Consider the following 17567-nt stretch of genomic DNA (forward strand, 5'->3'; position numbering starts at 1 on the left):
CGGGGGCTTGCGCCGCGACGCCATGACCCGCTTTTGGCGGTCCGCTCGGACTTGCCGTGAGGCCGGTTCGTGCTCAGTTATGCGCCCGTGGCCGCGAGGTGGGCGGTCCAGCGATTCCTAGAGGGGCCAAGCCGCCCCGATTTCCAGCGAGATCCCGAAACGTCATGCAGCCGGTCAAGACCCTCATTCTCAGCGCCGGTCAGGGCAAGCGCCTGTCGCCCCTGACCGACGACCGGCCCAAGTGCCTGGTCGAGCTGGCCGGCCGTACGGTGTTGGAATGGCAGCTGCGCCACCTGCATCAGGCGGGCGTGACCGAGGCGGTGGTCGTCACCGGTTTCCGCGCCGATCTGGTCGAGGCCGAGGTCGCGCGCCTGCGGTTTCCGGGGATGAGCGTTCGCACGCTCTACAACCCCTTCTACAGCGTCACCGACAACCTCGCGACCTGCTGGCTGGCGCGCGAGGAGATGCGCGGCGGGCCGTTCATGATCCTCAATGGCGACACCCTGTTCGAGCCGGCCATCGCCGAGCGTCTGATCAGCGCGCCGGCCGCCCCGATCACCGTGACGGTCGATCGCAAGGCCGACGGCGTCTACGACAGCGACGACATGAAGGTCCTGACCGAGGGCGACGCCCTGCGCGCCATCGGCAAGACGATCACCGCGTACGACGCGGAATCAATCGGCTTCCTGCGCTTCGACGCAGAGGGCTCGGCCCTGTTCATCGAGACGCTGGAAAAGATCATGCGCAAGCCGGAAGGCCTGAAGCGCTGGTACCTCAGCGTGATCAACGAGATCGCCCAGGCCCACGATGTGGTCCGCGTGCGCTCGATCCAGGGCCTGGAGTGGGCCGAGATGGACTTCCCCGAAGACCTCGTGCGCAATCGCGCCCTGACCGCCGAGTGGGCGGCGAAGGAAGCCGAAGTGGTCTGAGGGCGCCGTCCTCGTCCTTCGACAAGCTCAGGATGAGGACTACTTTTTGCGGCGGTTCATCAGAAACCTCACCCTGAGCTTGTCGAAGGGCGAGGTTTCGCTGTTCAGGTTTCGCCCACCAGTTCGCGCACGAGATCCAGATCCGATGGCTTGTCGACATCGACCGCCGCCAGGCCGTCGTGGGCGCGCACGGCGGCGGCCTTGACCTTGGCCAGCTTGCCTAGCTTCAGCACGGCCTCGTCCAGGGTCAGCCAGTTCAGCAGGTAACGGATCAGGAAGCTGGGCCCCAGCATGGCGGCGATCTTCCAGGGCTGCTTGCGCAGCGCCTCGACCTTGCGCCAGACATGGACGACGTTAAGGGCGTTCTCGTTACGCAGCAGGAAGAGGTTGCAGCCCGAATAGCGGCCGTCCTGGAAGCGCAGATAGGTCCGCTTGGTCTGCGGCGCGGCGGCCCGCACGCGGTCTTCGGGGGCCAGCAGCACGGCGACGTCGGCCCAGTCGGGCGTGTCGGCCAGGAACTGGGTGATCCACTCGGGCTTGAGCAGAGCGTGGTCGACCGTGGTCACCACCAGGGGAAAGCCCAGTTCTTTCGCGGCGTTCTCGACGCTCTGGCTGGGACCCGAGGCGGTGGGAAGCACCACGACCCTGGCGTCCGCCAAAGCCGTCTTGATCGCCTCGTCATTGGCCGCGACACCGACGCGCTCGGGACCGGCGGCCTCGATCGCGCCCAGCACGCGGCTGAGCAGGGTCTTGCCCTCCAGCGTGATCAGGGCCTTGTGGCGGACGCCGGCGTAGGCGGCGACGGGATCGACCTCGCCGCCGCGCGAACCGGCCAGGATGAGGACTTTAAAGGAGCTCAAAGGGCTTTCTCGTAGACGCGATAGGTCTTGTAGTGCGTGCCGCCCACGTTCTCGGCGATGTGGGTCATGGCCTTGTTGGCCTCCAGCACCCACGAGATCTCGTAGCGATTGTAGCCCAGACTCATCGCGGTATCGCGGCTGGCCTTCATCATCCAGAACGGCAGCATGCGGCCGCGCTGGGTGCTGGAGAACTTCTTCTTCACGCCCATCAGCGGGATGCGCGCCGACTTTACGCCCTTGACCTTCAGTCGCCACAAGAGCTTGGCCCAGCCGAACGGCAGCAGCTTGCCGCCCAGGTCGGCGATGGCCTCATTGACGTTGGGCAGGAAAACCACGACGCCGGCCGCCTCGCCGTCGATTTCCGCGAACCAGATCAGGCGCTTGTCGATCACCTGCTTGAGCGCCTTGCCCAGCTGGGCGGTTTCGGCCTCGGTGGTGGGAGTGAAGCCCCAGTTGTCCGACCAGGCGTCGTTGAGGATGTCCGTCAGCGTCTGGACCTCCGCGTCATAGCGCTTCATGTCCAGCTGGCGCAGCGCGACGCCGGCGGGCAGACCGCGCTTGAGCCGGCGCTGGGCGATCTCGGGGATGTCGCCGTTCTCATCGGCCTTGTAGGCGAACAGGTCCTGGGCCTTGGCGTAGCCCTGTTCCTCGACCCGCTTGCCGGCATAGACCGGGTCGTGGCCCATCAGGATCATTGGCGGGGTGTCGAAGCCCTCGACCAGCAGGCCGACCTCTTCGTTGATCGACAGGTTGAACGGGCCGACCACATGAGTGCGGCCGCGCGCGCGCAGCCAGTCCTCGGCGGCGCGGAACAGCACCTGGAACACCGCCCCATCGTCCTCGGCGGCGATCATGCCGAAATGGCCGTCCAGGCGGCCCGGCGTCGGCTGCGGCGTCAGATGGTCGATCTGGGCGCTGATCCGGCCCACGTCGCGGCCGCCGCGCGTCGCCAGGAACAGCTGGACCTCGGCGTGGGCGAAGAAGGGGTTGGTCTTCGGCGTCAGGGCCTCGGTGCGCTCCATGAACAGCGGGGTGATCCAGTTGGGATCCTTGGCGTTCAGGCGGGCGGGCAGGGCGATGAAGCGCTTAAGCTCCTGCGGCGTCTTGACCGGGATGACCGTGAGGTCGGCGTTCGCGGAGTCGAAAGGCATCACCCCTCCAGGGCCAGGAATGTGCGGATGGCGAGGGCGCCGAAGATCGCGGGAGCGGCCCAGACGGCCAGGAACGGGTCCAGCGCGCCGGACTCGCCCAGGGCGGTCAGCATGCCGTTGGCCACTAGGAAAAAGAGGCCGGCGCCCAGGCCGGTGGTCAGCAGCACCGCCCCCTGTCCGCTGCGGAAGTTGGCCAGGGCCACGGGCGCGCTGAGCAGCAGCATGACCAGGGCCACGAACGGGCCGGCGAAGGCCGCGTGGAAGTGGGTGCGATAGAAGCTCTCGGGCCGGTCCGAGCCGCCGTTTTGCAAGGCGCGCTGGGCGGAGGCGGCGGTGGGCACGGCGTCGTCGCCGAACAGGCTCTGAACGTCGCGCGGCTTCAGCGCGGCGGGCCAGGTGGTCGAGGCGGCGGTCGAAGCCTGGGCCAGGTCACCGGAGAAACGGGTGGTCTTCGGCTGTTCCAGCGTCCAGCGCTCATTGGCGTAGAGGGCTTTCTGGGCCTCGACCTTCTCGATCAGGATACCTTTGGGGTCGCGGCGGAAGATGGTGACCTTGTCGATCTCGCGGCCGTCGGCGGTGGCCGTGGCCCCGATGACCAGGTCGGACCCCGCGCGGAAGGTGCGCGGGGCGGGGACCTTGCGTTCCGCCACGGGGGTCGTGTTCTTCCACCAGTCGGCCAGGGCCGGATCGGCGCGAGGCGCCAGGTACTGGCCGCACAGGGCGTCCAGCAGCATCACGAAGATGGCCGCGGGCATGGCCATGCCGATGATGCGGTAGCCCGAGACGCCGGTGGCGCGCATGGCGACGATGGCGCTTTCGCGAGCCAGCTGCGAGAAGGCGAACAGGCCGCCGGCCAGCACGGCGATCGGGGCGATCTGCTCGAACAGGCGCGGCAGGCGCATGAAGGCGTAGTAGGCCACGCCCGCCATGCCCAGGCCCCGGTCGAGGATGTCGTTGGTCACGTCCAGCAGGTCCAGGATCTGCAGGATGGACATCAGGATAAGGGCTGCGCCGAGGATCCGGGTGGCGACCGTCTTCAGGACGTAGAGCTGCAGTCTCATGCGGCTTGTCGTTTCTTCGGCAGGGGCAAGAGGCGGACGAAACGCGTGACCAGCTTGTTGATGCGGCGCACGGTGCGCGAGACCGGCGTGTCGCCCGGACGGGTGCGACTGCCCATGAACAGCCAGACGCCCAGTCCGGCGAAGATCGCGAACGGAACCCAGATGGCCGGGATGGACGGTAGCCTACCGGACGAGGCCATGCTCTGGCCCAGCAGCAGCGAGTGCTGGAAGGCCAGCAGCAGGACGCCCGCCATGATGAGGCCCGGGGCGCGATTGCCGCGCTTGGAGGCCAGGCCAAGTGGGAAGGCCAGCATCGGCAGGAACGGCAGGAAGGCCGCGCGGGCCAGGCGGCCGTAGAGTTCGCTCAGCAGCGTGGCCTTGGGAACGATCGGATTGGGCAGTTTGGACTGTCGGTAGAGCTCGCCCAGCGTCAGTTCGCGCTCGTCGCCGCCGCGCGCCCGTAGCAGCACCGCCGCGGCGCTCAAGGGGGTCTGGGTGGTCAGGCTGCTGAAAGCCAGGTTGCGGTAGTCGCCAGCGGAGTCACGCGCGATACGGCGGCCGTCCTTCAGGTCCATGGTGATGGTCTTGCCGCCCGGATCCATCTTCAGGTCGGCCTGGGCGGCGGTGATGATTTCCTCCTGGCCGCGCGCGTCCAGGCGGCGGATGAAGACCCGCGTCAGGCGCTGGCCGGCGACGTCGGCGCTGTCGGCGGTCATCAGCGAGCCCTTGTCGTCGATGAAGGCCCCGCCCGCCAGGCGTCCGTTCCAGCCGGCGTTGATCGCCGCGTGCATCACAGCGCGGTAGGCGTAGCGGCTGTAGGGCTGCATGTAGCCGAACACGATCAGGCTGAAGACGCTGAGGAACAGGCCGACGGCCAGGAACGGCGCGACGATGCGCTCCAGCGACTGGCCGCTGGCCAGCAGGGCGTCGATCTCCGAGCCGTCCGACAGCTTGGTGATGACGATGAACAGGGCCACGAAGAACGCGACCGGCAAGGCCAGGCCGAGATAGTGCGGCACCAAGTTGGCGGCCAGCTGGGCGACATAGCCGAAGCGAGCGCTGCTCTGGGACAGCGCGTCCAGCAGGCGCAGGACACGCTCCAGCAGCAGGGCCACGACCGTGACGCCCAGGCAGCCGACCAGCGGCCAGAACAGCAGACGCAACAGGTAACGGTCGATCAGCCTCAAGGGGCCGATGCTCAATGCCTTGGCGCTCACGCTTGGACCCAAGCCTCGGCGAAGCGTTGCGCCAGGCGCTCGACGCCCTCGCTCGAAAGCGCCACGGCGGTTCCAAGATCCGGGGCGGCGGGCCAGCCGGCGTCGGGGAAGCTCTGTCCCTCATACGCGCGCGCGCCCTCGTAGCGGGGCAGCACGTGGAAGTGGACGTCCTTGTCGACCATCATCAGCATCAGGTAGTTGATCTTCTCGTAGTCGACTTGCGCCTTCAGAAGGCGCTCAATGCCGGCCACGGCGACTTGCAGGTCGGCGAAGGCGGCGGGACTCACCTCGGAGAACGCCCGGACCGTTTCCTTGCACACCAGGACCAAAGACCCAAATGTCGGTTGCTTCGGACGGACCAGAATCAGCCAGTAATCGGTCTCCGCGATCTTGGAGCCGGGATAGCCGAACGCCAGAGCTGTGGGATTGGTCATGAGAAAGCCGGAACTTCAGGCTGATGTCGCCCGTGAATAACAATAGGGATGCGGCGTTTTAGATGAAAGCATGTTCCGTTCTCGTCGGCGCGATGTTGTTGACGTCCGCGACGGTCGGGATCGCCTGGGCCGAAGGCGTGGCCCGGCCCCTGACGGACAAGGAGTGCGTCGGCCGCAAGAGCGCCACGCGCCTGAATGTCCAGGTCGGGGCGCTGCGCTCGAACGCCGGCGAGGTGGTGATCACGGTTTATCCGGGCGATCCGAGCCGCTTCCTGACCCCGCGCGGCAAGGTGGAGCGGGCGCGGGTCAGGACCTCGGCCCCGATGAGCCAGGCCTGCTTCTGGCTGCCGTCGCCCAGCGACGCCTATGCGGTGGAGGTCTATCACGACGCCAACGCCAACAAGGAGCTGGACCGCAGCCCGCAGGGCATGCCGCTGGAAGGCTACGGCTACTCGAACGATGCGCCGACCAGGTTCGCGTTCCCATCGTTCGACTCGGTGCGGTTCGGCGTGAAGCCGGGCGAGACCACCATCCGGGTCAAGGTGCGCTACCCGCGCTAGCCTATGTCGGCCAGATTGTAGCGGCCGAGTTCCGACAGACCTTCACGAGCGGCCTCGACGCCCCGCACGACGACACGAGCGCTGTGGCCGCCGTCCGGCTTGGGCTCGACCTCGATCACATGCCAGCGGGCGGGCGAATGGCCGCCCGGTCCCGATGAGGCCGAGGGCACGCCCAGAACCGGGATCGCCGAGCCTTTGGGGCCTGGCACCGATCCGATGATCGTCTCGTGGGCATGGCCGTGCAGGACGAGGTCGGCGCCATGCTTGGCCAGCAGCGCGCGCAGGGCCTCCTGATCATCCAGCGATTTGCGCTTCGACACCGCGCCCTTGTGCGGCGGGTGGTGCAGGACGACGAGGCGGAAGAGATCCTTGTAGGCTGGATCGGCCAGGGCCAGGTCCAGCCGCTGAAGCTGATCCTCGCCCAGGCGGCCGGTGGCCAGATGCGGCGGGGTCGGCACGGCCGAGCACAGGTTGAAGATCGCGACGGGTCCGCGCACGCGGACCTGCGGGAATTGAACCTCGCCCGCGTCGCCCAGCCACGGCGTCCAGGGCGCGAAGCGTTCGCCGCCGCCCGCGCCGGCCCTGCCTTTGTCGGAGAGGGCGTCGTGATTGCCGGGGCTGACGGTGCAGTCGCTGGCCGGTCCCAGGGATTCCAACCACTTCGTCGCCGCCGCGATCTCCGTATGCGAAGCAAAGTTGGTGAGATCGCCGCTGATCACCACATGATCGGGGCTGGCGGCCTTCACGTCGGCGACGAGGGCCGCCAGCACTTCGGGCCGGTGGACCTTGCGCTTCTTTCGCCAGGCGATGCGGCTCAGCAGCCGCTTGGTGAAGACGTCCTTCCACCCGAACGCGCCTCGCGGCGGCGGCAGGTGGGGGTCGGAGAGGTGAGCGATGCGATATATGGGCAAGACGGTTCGGGTCGTTCTGGTCGAAGCAGCCGAAGCTGCTTATCAATCGGCGCGAGTTTCAAGGGGTATATCTGTCTTTGAGTGGTGAAATCCAAAACCTCGCGCCTGCGGGACCTCGGGCTCTGAGCGTTGGCGAGAGCGGCGCGCGCATCTGGGGCATGACCTCGCGCGAGCGTCTGTCGCGCATCTATCGTCGCCTGGGTCTGGTCGAGACCCCGGCCGTCGACCTGTCGAACGCCGTGGTGGCGGTCGACGCCGGCTGGGTGTTCGACGAGTCGCTGATCAAGGCGCTGGCGGGCCGCGAGGGCGCGGTGCTGGTCGACGACTCCGGTCGCGCCGTCGCCGTCCACGCCCCGGTCGAGCTGGGCTATGCCGCCACCGAGGCGTTGGCGGCCGGGCAGGACCCCACCGGCCTGGATCCGCGCCTGACGCGCTTGACCGCCCTGGAACTGGGTTCGGCCTACAACAGCGCCCTGCGCAAGCGCGAGCCGCCGGTGCTGGAACGCCTGACGCCGCAAACCGTGCGCGCTGTCGAAAAACGCCTGTTCCAAGGCTCGTACAAGGGCGTCACCGACCTCGTCACCAAGTACGTCTGGCCCGCGCCGGCCCGGGTCGTCACCCGCTGGGCCGCCATCGCCAAGATGACCCCCAACCAGGTGACCGGCATCGGCTTCCTGCTGGTGCTGGCGGCCATGTACCTGTTCTGGACCGGCCACTTCGGCTGGGGCCTGGTCTGCGCCTGGATCATGACCTTCCTCGATACCGTCGACGGCAAGCTGGCCCGCGTGACCCTGACCTCGTCCAAGTGGGGCAACGTCTTCGATCACGGCATCGACCTGCTGCACCCGCCGTTCTGGTGGTGGGCCTGGTTCGTCGGCGTCTACGCGATCGGCCAGGAGATCCCGTATGCGGGCCTGAGCCTGGCCATTGTCATCGCCGGCTATGTGCTGCAGCGCGTGGAGGAGGGGATCTTCCTGGCCCTCTTCAAGCTGGAGGTGCACGCTTGGCGGCCGTTCGACAGCTTCTTCCGCCTGATCACCGCGCGCCGGAACCCCAACCTGATCCTGTTGACGGCCAGCGCCCTCGTGGGCCGGCCGGACATCGGCTTCACCCTTGTGGCTATCTGGACCGCGGTGTGCTTGATCGTGCACGCCGTCCAGATTCTACAGGGTCTGGCCGCGCCGAAGGGCTCAATCCAGTCTTGGCTGTCGAAATGACGCGCATCGGGGTTGTTCGCAATCCAAAGAGCCACGGCAACCGGGCGCACCCGCCCGGTCCGCCGCCCGAGGGCGTGCGGCTGGTCGAGCCCCTTGGCCGTGACGCCCTGAGAGCGGAACTCGAGAACTTCGCCCGCGAGGGCCTGGACCTGCTGATCATCGACGGCGGCGACGGCACGGTGCGCGACGTCATCAGCCTGCTGCCGCATACCTTCGGCGAGAATTTGCCGCTGCTGGCGGTGTTGCCGTCGGGCAAGACCAACGTCCTGGCCATCGACCTGGGGGCCCCCAACGACTGGCGGTTGGAGGAAGTCCTGATCGCCGCCCGCCAGGCCGATCCGCGCATCAAGGAGCGGCCGCCGCTGCGGGTCAGCTGGGCCGACGGCCGGCCGTGCCTGCAGGGTTTTTTCTTCGGCGTCGGGGCCATGGTCAAGGCCACCAACCTGGCCCAGAAGGCTCACAAGGTCGGCTTTTTCCATAACCTGGCCGTGGCCGTGACCATCCTGTCCGCCACCATGGGCGCGCTGTTCGGCGGGGCCAAGGACGAGTGGCGCGAGGGCGTGCCGGCCAGGCTGGTCATCGATGGCCAGGACCAGCCCGGCGATGAGCGGTTCGCCATCGTGGCCACCGCCCTCAAGCGCTTGCCCTTTGGCCTCAAGCCTTTCGGCGCGCCGCGCGAGGGCCTGAAGCTGCTGGACGTCGACGCCCCGCCGCGACGGCTCATGAAGGCGCTGCCGATGGTGCTGAGCGGCAGGGCCGAGCCGGCCCTGGAAGGCCTGGGCTATCGCCGTCGCGACCCGCGCCAGATCGCCCTGGCCGGCGGCGCGCCGTTCGTGCTGGACGGCGAGGTCTATGAAGGCGGCGACCTGACCATCGGCCTGGGGCCGTCCTTGCGATTCCTCGTCGGATGAGCAGCCTTCGCGACCTTGTCGCGGCCGAGCTGTCCACGCCGACCCCCGCGCCGATCACCGCCTTCGCCGAGCGCCTGACGACGATCTTTCCGGGCGCCCAGGCGGTGCTGTTCTACGGCTCGATCCTGCGGACGGGCGACCTGTCGGGCGTGCTCGACTACTACGTCCTGACAGAGCGGCCGCCGGCCGGCTGGCGCGGCTTCTTCACCCGCATCCTGTGGCCGGACGTCAGCTATCACGAGTTTGAGCACGAGGGGCGGATGCTGCGGGCCAAGGTCGCCTCGATGACCCTGGGCCAATTCCGCAAGGCCGCCAGCGGCGCGGACCATGACACCACCATCTGGGCCCGCTTCGTGCAGCCCTGCGCTCTGATCTGGGCGGCCGAAGGCGCGCGCGAGACGGTGATCGACGCGGTGACCGACGCCTGCCGTACGGCCGCGCGCTACGCCCGCGCTCTGGGGCCGGTCGACGGGACGCCGCGCGACCTGTGGACCGCCCTGTTCCGCGAGACCTACAAGGCCGAACTGCGGGTCGAGAAGGCTGGCCGCGAGGTCTCGATCCTGAGCTTCGACCCGCAGCGCTACGACCACGTCATGGAAGCCGTCTGGCGCGACGAGGGCCGGGCGATGGAAGAGGCCGAGCGCGCCCGCGTGCGCCGTGAGTGGCGGCCGCGCAAGCTGTTGGGCAAGCCGCTGAACGCCGCGCGGCTGATGAAAGCATCCTTCACCTTCCAGGGCGCGGCGCGCTACGCCGCCTGGAAGATCGAGCGTCACACCGGCGTGCCCATCGAGGTCACGCCCTGGCGCGAGCGCCATCCCATCCTGGCCGCGCCTGGCGTGCTGCTGAAGGTCTGGAAGAGCCGTCGCAGGGCAAGCTAGGCCCTCATCTGAGCCAACCTATCTCCGAGTTGACGATCAAACGAAAACGCCCGGACCGTTCGATCCGGGCGTTTGGATTTCCAGAGAGGCAAAACCCCTAGGCGCGGGCGCGCTTGAGGGGCTCGATGACGCCCAGGGCCGCGCCGATTTCGGCGAAGGCGCCCAGGACGGCGTCGATCTGCTCGTCGGTGTGGGCGGCGCTGACGCTGGCGCGCAGCAGCGGACGGCTGTCCGGCGTGGCGGGCGGCAAGGCCAGGTTCAGGTAGACGCCGGCCTGCAGCAGGCCATTCCACATGGCGATGGCGCGTTCCTGGTCCGGGATGGTCGTGGCGACCACCGGGCTGGCCGTCGGGCCGGTGTGGAAGCCCATGGCGGTCAGGCCGTCGTAAAGACGCTTGGCGTTGCGGTTCAGGCGGTCGCGCAGCTCGGGCTGCTCGATCATGCGGCGCAGGGCGGTGATGGTCGAGGCGACCACGGCCGGCGGCAGCGAGGCGGTGAACATGTACGGACGGCAGACGACGCGCATGACGTCGAAGTCGTCCATGTCCGAGACGCAGAAGCCGCCGATGGCGCCCAGGCTCTTGGAGAAGGTGCCGACGATGAAGTCGACATCGTCTTCCACGCCGGCTGCCTCGGCCAGGCCGCGGCCCGTGGCGCCCAGCACGCCCATCGAGTGGGCTTCGTCGACCAGCAGGTAGCCGCCCAGCTCGCGCTTCACGGCGGCGATTTCCTTCAGCGGCGCGACGTCGCCGATCATCGAATAGACGCCTTCGACCACGATCAGGCGCTCGCCCGGCGCATCGCCCAGGCGGCGCAGGCGCTTGGCCAGGTCCTCGGGATCGTTGTGGCGGAAGCGGATGACCTCGGCGTGGCCCAGACGCGAGCCGTCGTAGATCGAGGCGTGGCTGTCGGCGTCGAGGATCAGGTGGTCGCCGCGGCCGACCAGGGTCGACAGCACGCCCAGATTGGCCTGGTAGCCGGTCGTGAAGACCATGGCGTGCTTGCGGCCGTAGAACTTGGCCAGTTCCTGCTCGAGCTCGACGTGCGCCTCGAACGAACCATTGGCGATGCGCGAGCCGGTGGTGCCGGTGCCGCGCTCCTGGACGGCCTTGACCGAGGCGGCGATGGCCTCTTCGTCGAAGGTCAGGCCCAGATAGTTGTTGGTGCCCAGCAGGATGGTCGGACGCCCCTCGACGACGCCTTCGGTCGGCGAGGTCACGGCGTCGAAGCGAACCTTGAACGGGTCGGCGCCGGCGCTCTGGATGGCCTTGTACGCATCGCGATAGGCCAGGTGCTTATCGAATAGCCCCATTAGTTAAGCCCTAGTCCGGAGATCATTGATCAGTTTGGAAAGGTCGCCGGCGGTCTCGACAGAGGCCAGGCGATCGAGAGGAATGGAGATGTCGAAGGTGTCTTCGAGCTCCATGATGATGTTCATCAGGGCCAGGGAGTCCACGGCGAGATCGCGACCGATATGCGACTCTGCACGAACCTCCACGGGTCGTCCCAGAACCTTGCTCGCCGCCACCCCGATCTCGCGCAAGCTGAGATCCGTAACCGTTTCCATTCTAAACTAAACCTCCGGGAGCCCCACCCGTGACACTACTGTAACGGCGAGTCTGTCAGATTTCCGCCATATTTGAACTAGGCAGCGACGTTTTTGGGTAACCACCCCTGTTCTCGATACCAATCGACGGTGTGCAAGAAGCCGTCGGTCAGACCGAATACGCTGGGTACTCCCTCCGCCATCGGAGCGCTAGATAGGGACCAATCGTTGTGAAGCAACTCCCTGGCTTTGCCTAAACCGAACACCGAGGGGTTGTTTGAGGCGAAAGACCAAGCATCCGCTAGGATTCCAGCCAGCAGTAGCGCGTTATCGGGCAACCGGACCAGCCGGGGGGCGCGGTTCATCACTTGGCCGGCGGCGGTCATGATTTCTGACCAAGTGTAACCATCGCGCCGCACATCGGAGAGCTCCACGAGGCCCGAAACCGGCCTGCGGCAGAAGGCGACGAGCTTGGCGGCGGCGTCCTGGACGTGGATCATGGCGATCCGCGAGTCAGGCGACAGCACCGGCAGGACCGGGCTCTTGGCCGCCAGTTCGAACAGAGCCAGGGTCTCGGTGTCGCCCGGGCCATAGATGGCCGGCGGGCGCACGATGAGGGCGCTGGGGCTGGCTTCGCGCACCGCGTCCTCGCCCGCGCGCTTGCTGGCGCCGTAGCTCGAGAGCCGCGGTTCGCGCGCGGCGAGGCTGGACACCAGGATGAACCGCGCGCCGGCTGTTCGCGCGGCCTGGGCGGCGGCGCGGGCTCCGTCACGATTGACGACGTTGAAGCCGTCCAGCGAGGCGGCCTTGATCAGGCCGGCCACGTGGATCACCACCTCGGCGCCCCGGCACAGGCGGTCCAGCGCCCCGGGGGTCTTCAGATCGCCGACGACGATCTCGACCTCGAGATCGCGCCACAGCGGGTGGATCGGGTCGCGGCGGACGAGGACGCGCGGCGTCCAGCCGTCCTGGGCCAGGGCGCGGACCAGATGACGGCCCAGGAAGCCCGTGGCGCCGGTGACCGCGACGACGGATCTAGTCACCGTAAGCGCCGGCCAGGTACGCGGTCTTGGCCTTCGAGCGGCTCAGCTTGCCCGAAGAGGTCTGGGGCAGGGCGTGGGCGCCGACCAGCTTGACCTTGGCCTCGACGCCGTGACGGGTGCGCAGCAGGGTGGACACCTGCTCGACCAGGGCGGCGCGTGTGTCGGCGTCGCCGCCGCGCGCCTGGACCAGCACCACGATCTGGTCTTCCGGCTCGGCGGGGATCGAGAAGGCGCAGACGTCGCCGCTGCGCAGGCCGTCGATCTCGTGATCCGCCGTCCATTCAAGGTCTTGCGGCCAGATGTTGCGACCGTTGAGGATGATCAGATCCTTGGCGCGGCCGGTGATGACGATCTCGCCCTCGATCTTGAAGCCGATGTCGCCGGTGTCCAGCCAGCCGTCGGCCGACAGCACGCGGGCGGTCTCTTCCGGATTGGCGAAGTAGCCGCTCATCACCGAGGGGCCCTTGGCGAAGATGCGGCCAACGCCACGCTCGGGCAGGATGGCGCCGGTCTCGTCGCGGACCTCCAGGAAGTGATCGGGCAGGGCGGGGCCGCAGCGGGCGAAGTCGCGGGCGCGGTCCGAGCCTTCCGGGGCGTCCACGGCCAGATTGTCACGTTCCAGGCGTTCGACATCCAGGGTCTCGGCGCGCAAGCCCTTGCCCAGCGGGGCCATCGACAGGGCCAGGGTCGCCTCGGCCATGCCATAGCTGGCCACGAACGCCTTGTCCGAGAAGCCGGCCGGCCCGAACGCCTCGACGAAGGCCTTCAGCGGCGGCATGCGGATCATGTCGCCGCCCAGGCCGGCGCTGCGCCAGTGGCTGAGGTCGTAGGCGTCCAGCGGCTGGCCCTGCACGCGGCGCGCGCACAGCTCGTAGCCGAAGGTCGGGCTGTAGGCGATGGTGGCCTTGTTGCGCCCGATCAGGTCGATCCACAGCAGCGGGCGGCGCACGAACGCACCGGTCGGCAACAGGTCGACCGACATCTGGCAGCTGAGCGGGCTGAGCAGGAAGCCGATCAGGCCCATGTCGTGATAGAGCGGCAGCCACGAGATCGCGCGGTCGGACGCCGTCACCTGCAGGCCGTCGCGGGTGATCGCCACGCAGTTGGCCATCAGGGCCTTGTGGCGGACCAGGACGCCCGTCGGCGTGCGGGTGCTGCCCGACGAGAACTGCAGGTAACAGGGATCTTCCGGGGTGATGGTCGGCAGCGCCGCGCCGCCGTCTTCCGGCAGGTCGGCCAGGACGCCGGCGAACTCCAGGCCCGCGCGTTCTCCGATCTCGGCCACCCAGTCCTTCAGGCCGTTCGGGCCGATCAGGATCTTGGCCTTGGCCGACTGGGCCAGGTTCTTGATCTGCTCGATATAGGCCTCGCGACCGCCCAGCGGGGTTGGCAGGGCCATCGGCGCGGGCAGCAGACCCGCGTACTGGCAGGCGAAGAAGGCGCGCACGAAGTCGGCGTCGGTCTCGGCCAGAAGGGCCACGCTGTCGCCGACCTTGGCGCCGGTGGCCAGCAGGCGACGGGCCAGGACGAGCGCGTCCTCGCGCAGCTTGGCGTAGGGGATCGCCTCGACCAGTTCGCCGCGCAGCGAATACAGGTTGACCCCGGTCTCGCCGGTCGCGGCGAAATCGAGGGCCTGGGTCAGGGTCGGGAAGTCGGCGAACCGGACGGTACGCTCAGACGCCGTGGGGGTGATCATAAGATAGTCTTTCATCGTCTTTGTCGGTGCGCGCGGAGCCTTCCTCCGCGGCGAGTCGGGCGAGCCTGTGACGCGCCATGAAATACATGCCCACGGCCATCGCCAAAGCGGACGCAACCAGAGCGGCTCCCGCGCCGGTCAGGCCGAAGGTTTTGATCAGCGGTCCGAGGGCCGCCAGATAGGCGATAACGACCACGAGGCGTACGGCCAAGGCCGCGCCGGCGGCGCGCATGGACACCAGCATCGGCTCCAGCGGCAGGGACAGGATGGCGATGGCCGCCGCGGCCACCTGCCAGTTCATGACCCCCGCGGCCGCGCCGAACGCCTTGCCCATCACGATCTCCAGGATCCAGCGGCCGGCCAGCAGGCTGACCAGCAGCAGCGCGGCGGCCGCGCCGCCGCCGATCAGGCCGATTTGCAGGGCCAGCTTGGTCATGGCCTGCCGCCCGCCGGTGGCGCGCATCTTGGCCAGTTCTGGATAGAGGGCCGGCACCATCAGGCGGGCCGGCTTGGCCATGCCGTCGGCCACCTGCTTGCCGATCCGCCAGTAGGCCGCCTGGACCGGGCCCAGCATGGCGCCGACCACCAGGGTCAGCACGTGGGTGAAGCCCACATCGATCGTGCTGGAGAAGTTTGTGGCCATGGCGAAGCGCCAGACGCCCGGCAGGCCGCGGCTGGTCGGGCCCCTCAGCGTGAAGCCCTTCAGCAGGCCGCGCTTGTTCAGATCCCAGGCCGCGATGGCGGCGATATAGAAGAACGAGACGAAGGTGCCGGCCGCCCAGGCCGCCAGGAACCACTGGATCTCCGCGCCGGCCAGGGCGCAGATCCCGCAGCCGATCATCCGCACGAACGAACTCACCGCCTGTTGGCCCGCCAGGTAGCGGAAGCGATCGAACAGGCGCAGCAGCCCGACGCCCGTGGCCGAGGTCATCACCCCGATCGACAGGGCGTACAGCGCGCCATAGCCGCTCATGCCCGCCGGCCAGTTCAGTTCGCGCCAGAACAACCACGAGCCCAACACGCCCAGGGCGACGCCCAGCACGCCGCTCACCAGGTCCAGCAGCAGCGACAGGCGCAGCACCTGGTGGAACTTGGGCCGATCGTTCTCCAAGGCGGGTGTCGTGCCGTAGGTGATCAGGGTCTGCCAGGACTGGAAGTGCGCCACCTCGCCCAGGAACTGCGCGAAGGCGTTGATCAGCACGACCACGCCCATCGCCTCCTTGCCCAGACTCCGGGCGGTGAGGGCGATATAGGCTAGGCCGACGACGGCGTTGACGATCCGACCGCTCAGCAGTTGGCCGGCGTTGCGCAGGACATGCTTCAGCGGGTTTGGAGCGGCGGGAGGCGCGTCGGTCATGCCTCGCGCTCCAGCTTGTCGACGATGGCGCGCGCCGCCCGGACCGAGGCCGGGACGTCGCTGATGTCGAACGTCTCCTCAATGCCCCAGACCTGGGTTTCGCGATAGTTGTCGTGAGTGGCGAAGGCCTCGTCGAGCGCCTCGCCCAGCCGTTCGATGTTCTCCAGCACCGGCCCGTAAAGCCAGTGATGGAAGCTGGGATCGCCGCACCAGGTTGCTTGGCTGGAATTGAGGAACAGGCACGGCTTGGGCGTGCGCAGGAACTCGTAGACCTGACTGGAGACGTCGCCCAGATAGAGGTCGGCCGCCTTGGTGTAGGTCATGTCCGCCGCCGCCGGGCCGCCCAGGTCGACATGGATGCGCGGATGCTCGGCGAAGGTCTTGAACGCGGCGCGCTCCTCGGTCGAGGCGGTCTCGAACAGGCGGATGTGCGGGGCGAAGATCAGGTTGTAGCGGTCGTTGGCCGCGAAGAATTCCATCACCTGCCGGCCCCACTTGGGCCAGGAGCCCAGCGTGGCGTGGAAGTGCGGATTGTACAGCACCACCGGACCCGGATGGTCGAACCGCGGGGCCGCGCGCTGGGGCAGATCATCGACCAGGTCGAACTTGGGGTAGCCGACCATGACGCAGGTGTCTTCGGTGACCCAGCCCTCCTGCAGCATGCGGTCGCGCTGCTTGCGGCCGGCCGCCATGACCAGGTCGAACAGCTTCAGGCGCGGCTCGAACGGGCCTTCCCGGTCGCCGGCGCCGTGCTGGGTGTAGACCAGCAGCGGGTGGCGCACGCCCAACTGACGAAGCAGGGCGGTGGTCCGTTCGGGAGTGATCACCGCGTCGTAGCGCGCCAGCCGTCGGGCGTTGGCGATCAGCATCGGCGCCTTGGGCGGGGCGCCGCCGCCGCCGAAGCGGCGCAACCAGGCCGGCGGCAACAGGACGAGCTCGATCGCGGCGCCGCCCAGCTCGGCGAGCAGGCCGGAGACGTAGTCCAGCAGTTCGGGCGTGGTCGTGGCGATCTCGACCTTGATGGCCGGCCAGCGTCTGGCCATGGCGACGGCCACCGACAGGCTGTGCCAGACCTGATGGTGTTGCGCGATATAGAGAAAGCAGACGCGTTTGGCGGCGGCCACGTCAGCGCTGACGCTCCAGCCGGGTATGGACGCGGCCCTTCAGCACCACGTGGTCGCCCTTGTCGGTGACGTTGTAGGCGTTGGCCTGCGTGCTGCCCTTGGGTCCGCTGCCGGCGATGCCGGCGTCGCCGCTGACCTCGCCCGTCTTCATGTTGATCAGGGCGCGCGGGGCGTCGAAGTCATAGCCCTCGGCGCTGGTGATCTTGACCTCGTCGGTCAGCAGCAGGGTGTTCTCGGCCTCGCGATAGAGGCCGGTCTTGGCCGTCGCCTGGCTGGGATTGGGCTGGCCGTAGCCACGCACCAGGACGGGCGAGACCAGATGGACCAGGTTCTCGTCCTTGGGGTCGCGCTCGGCGCTCTCCGCGGTGATCAGGAACGGACGGCCGTCCTTGAGCACGCCGGTAAAGCGCGGCTTGTCCAGCACCAGGGGCGAGGCGGCGGTCTGGGTCTGCAGCTTGCTGGAGACGAAGCTGTTCCACGACGCCTGGGCGATCACGGCGACGGCGACGCCGATGGCGAACACGGCCAAGGCGAAGCGCAGCCGCCGGACCGGCTTGCGGCGGCGGTTGCGGGCGCGTTCAGCCGCGCTTTCGGTGGGAGGGACGGCGGAAACGCCATCGGTCTGGGTGAGCATTTGGGGGAATGGATAGTCCCACGTGGTCATTCGCCCAA

At 68.2% G+C, this 17567-nt stretch carries 18 protein-coding genes; 5 read left to right on the top strand and 13 right to left on the bottom strand.

The features are described 5' to 3' along the window. The first annotated feature begins 164 nt into the window (after positions 1–164). The gene (locus AC07R7_RS23225; protein ID WP_492839580.1) at positions 165–929 is read left to right on the top strand and encodes a phosphocholine cytidylyltransferase family protein; all 765 of its coding nucleotides are present in this window, start codon (positions 165–167) and stop codon (positions 927–929) included. Between the two features lie 104 nt (positions 930–1033). On the opposite strand, the gene AC07R7_RS23230 is transcribed toward AC07R7_RS23225, so the two are convergent. Genes AC07R7_RS23230 through AC07R7_RS23250 form a run of 5 tightly spaced genes read right to left on the bottom strand, consistent with a single transcriptional unit; the run spans position 1034 to position 5652 of the window. Beyond that, positions 1034–1882, bottom strand: a complete 849-nt coding sequence (locus AC07R7_RS23230) for a nucleotidyltransferase family protein (protein WP_494636748.1) — start codon at positions 1880–1882, stop codon at positions 1034–1036. After that, positions 1786–2940: a ceramide synthase gene (bcerS, locus tag AC07R7_RS23235; protein WP_492884444.1), complete on the bottom strand. Its 1155-nt coding sequence runs from the start codon at positions 2938–2940 to the stop codon at positions 1786–1788. The genes AC07R7_RS23230 and bcerS overlap by 97 nt, the downstream gene beginning before the upstream one ends. Further along, entirely contained in the window at positions 2940–4001 is a 1062-nt protein-coding gene (locus tag AC07R7_RS23240; RefSeq protein WP_494636749.1) for an LptF/LptG family permease, read from the bottom strand. Before AC07R7_RS23240 ends, bcerS begins: the two co-directional genes overlap by 1 nt. Next, on the bottom strand, positions 3998–5218 hold the full coding sequence (locus AC07R7_RS23245) for an LptF/LptG family permease (protein WP_494636750.1): 1221 nt from the start codon (positions 5216–5218) through the stop codon (positions 3998–4000). Before AC07R7_RS23245 ends, AC07R7_RS23240 begins: the two co-directional genes overlap by 4 nt. Then, complete coding sequence (locus AC07R7_RS23250) at positions 5215–5652, bottom strand: HIT family protein (protein WP_492884450.1); 438 nt, start codon at positions 5650–5652, stop codon at positions 5215–5217. Before AC07R7_RS23250 ends, AC07R7_RS23245 begins: the two co-directional genes overlap by 4 nt. A gap of 62 nt (positions 5653–5714) precedes the next feature. On the opposite strand from AC07R7_RS23250, the gene AC07R7_RS23255 reads away from it, so the two are divergent. Further along, positions 5715–6212 carry a DUF2141 domain-containing protein gene (locus AC07R7_RS23255; RefSeq protein WP_492884452.1) on the top strand — a complete coding sequence of 166 codons (498 nt, stop codon included), beginning with the start codon at positions 5715–5717 and terminating at the stop codon, positions 6210–6212. On the opposite strand, the gene AC07R7_RS23260 is transcribed toward AC07R7_RS23255, so the two are convergent. Then, on the bottom strand, positions 6209–7123 hold the full coding sequence (locus AC07R7_RS23260) for a metallophosphoesterase family protein (RefSeq protein ID WP_494636751.1): 915 nt from the start codon (positions 7121–7123) through the stop codon (positions 6209–6211). The two genes, AC07R7_RS23255 and AC07R7_RS23260, sit on opposite strands and share 4 nt — an antisense overlap. A gap of 158 nt (positions 7124–7281) precedes the next feature. Between AC07R7_RS23260 and AC07R7_RS23265 the strand changes: the two genes are divergently transcribed. Genes AC07R7_RS23265 through AC07R7_RS23275 form a run of 3 tightly spaced genes read left to right on the top strand, consistent with a single transcriptional unit; the run spans position 7282 to position 10129 of the window. Then, the gene (locus AC07R7_RS23265; protein ID WP_492884455.1) at positions 7282–8340 is read left to right on the top strand and encodes a CDP-alcohol phosphatidyltransferase family protein; all 1059 of its coding nucleotides are present in this window, start codon (positions 7282–7284) and stop codon (positions 8338–8340) included. Then, positions 8259–9251, top strand: coding sequence for a diacylglycerol/lipid kinase family protein (locus tag AC07R7_RS23270; protein WP_494636752.1), 993 nt, complete (start codon positions 8259–8261; stop codon positions 9249–9251). Before AC07R7_RS23265 ends, AC07R7_RS23270 begins: the two co-directional genes overlap by 82 nt. Then, the gene (locus AC07R7_RS23275) at positions 9248–10129 is read left to right on the top strand and encodes a hypothetical protein (protein WP_492884459.1); all 882 of its coding nucleotides are present in this window, start codon (positions 9248–9250) and stop codon (positions 10127–10129) included. The genes AC07R7_RS23270 and AC07R7_RS23275 overlap by 4 nt, the downstream gene beginning before the upstream one ends. Before the next feature lie 97 nt (positions 10130–10226). Here AC07R7_RS23275 and spt read toward each other — a convergent pair whose 3' ends face one another. The 7 genes from spt to lptC all read right to left on the bottom strand — a co-directional run bounded on the left by spt (position 10227) and on the right by lptC (position 17529). Continuing rightward, a complete protein-coding gene (gene spt, locus AC07R7_RS23280; RefSeq protein WP_492839594.1) occupies positions 10227–11441 on the bottom strand; it encodes a serine palmitoyltransferase in 1215 nt (404 codons plus the stop codon). Positions 11442–11444: 3 nt separating this feature from the next. Continuing rightward, a complete protein-coding gene (locus tag AC07R7_RS23285) occupies positions 11445–11696 on the bottom strand; it encodes an acyl carrier protein (RefSeq protein ID WP_013079816.1) in 252 nt (83 codons plus the stop codon). A gap of 77 nt (positions 11697–11773) precedes the next feature. Beyond that, positions 11774–12718 carry a ceramide reductase gene (gene cerR / locus AC07R7_RS23290; protein WP_494636753.1) on the bottom strand — a complete coding sequence of 315 codons (945 nt, stop codon included), beginning with the start codon at positions 12716–12718 and terminating at the stop codon, positions 11774–11776. After that, positions 12711–14429: a fatty acyl-AMP ligase gene (locus AC07R7_RS23295; protein WP_494636754.1), complete on the bottom strand. Its 1719-nt coding sequence runs from the start codon at positions 14427–14429 to the stop codon at positions 12711–12713. Before AC07R7_RS23295 ends, cerR begins: the two co-directional genes overlap by 8 nt. Then, positions 14392–15771 carry a lipopolysaccharide biosynthesis protein gene (locus AC07R7_RS23300; RefSeq protein ID WP_492884465.1) on the bottom strand — a complete coding sequence of 460 codons (1380 nt, stop codon included), beginning with the start codon at positions 15769–15771 and terminating at the stop codon, positions 14392–14394. The genes AC07R7_RS23295 and AC07R7_RS23300 overlap by 38 nt, the downstream gene beginning before the upstream one ends. Then, positions 15768–16895: a CDP-glycerol glycerophosphotransferase family protein gene (locus AC07R7_RS23305; RefSeq protein WP_492884467.1), complete on the bottom strand. Its 1128-nt coding sequence runs from the start codon at positions 16893–16895 to the stop codon at positions 15768–15770. The genes AC07R7_RS23300 and AC07R7_RS23305 overlap by 4 nt, the downstream gene beginning before the upstream one ends. Position 16896: 1 nt before the next feature. Continuing rightward, a complete protein-coding gene (gene lptC / locus AC07R7_RS23310; RefSeq protein WP_494636755.1) occupies positions 16897–17529 on the bottom strand; it encodes an LPS export ABC transporter periplasmic protein LptC in 633 nt (210 codons plus the stop codon). Positions 17530–17567 lie beyond the last annotated feature (38 nt).

This window comes from Caulobacter sp. GW821-FHT05F04 (assembly GCF_059419665.1).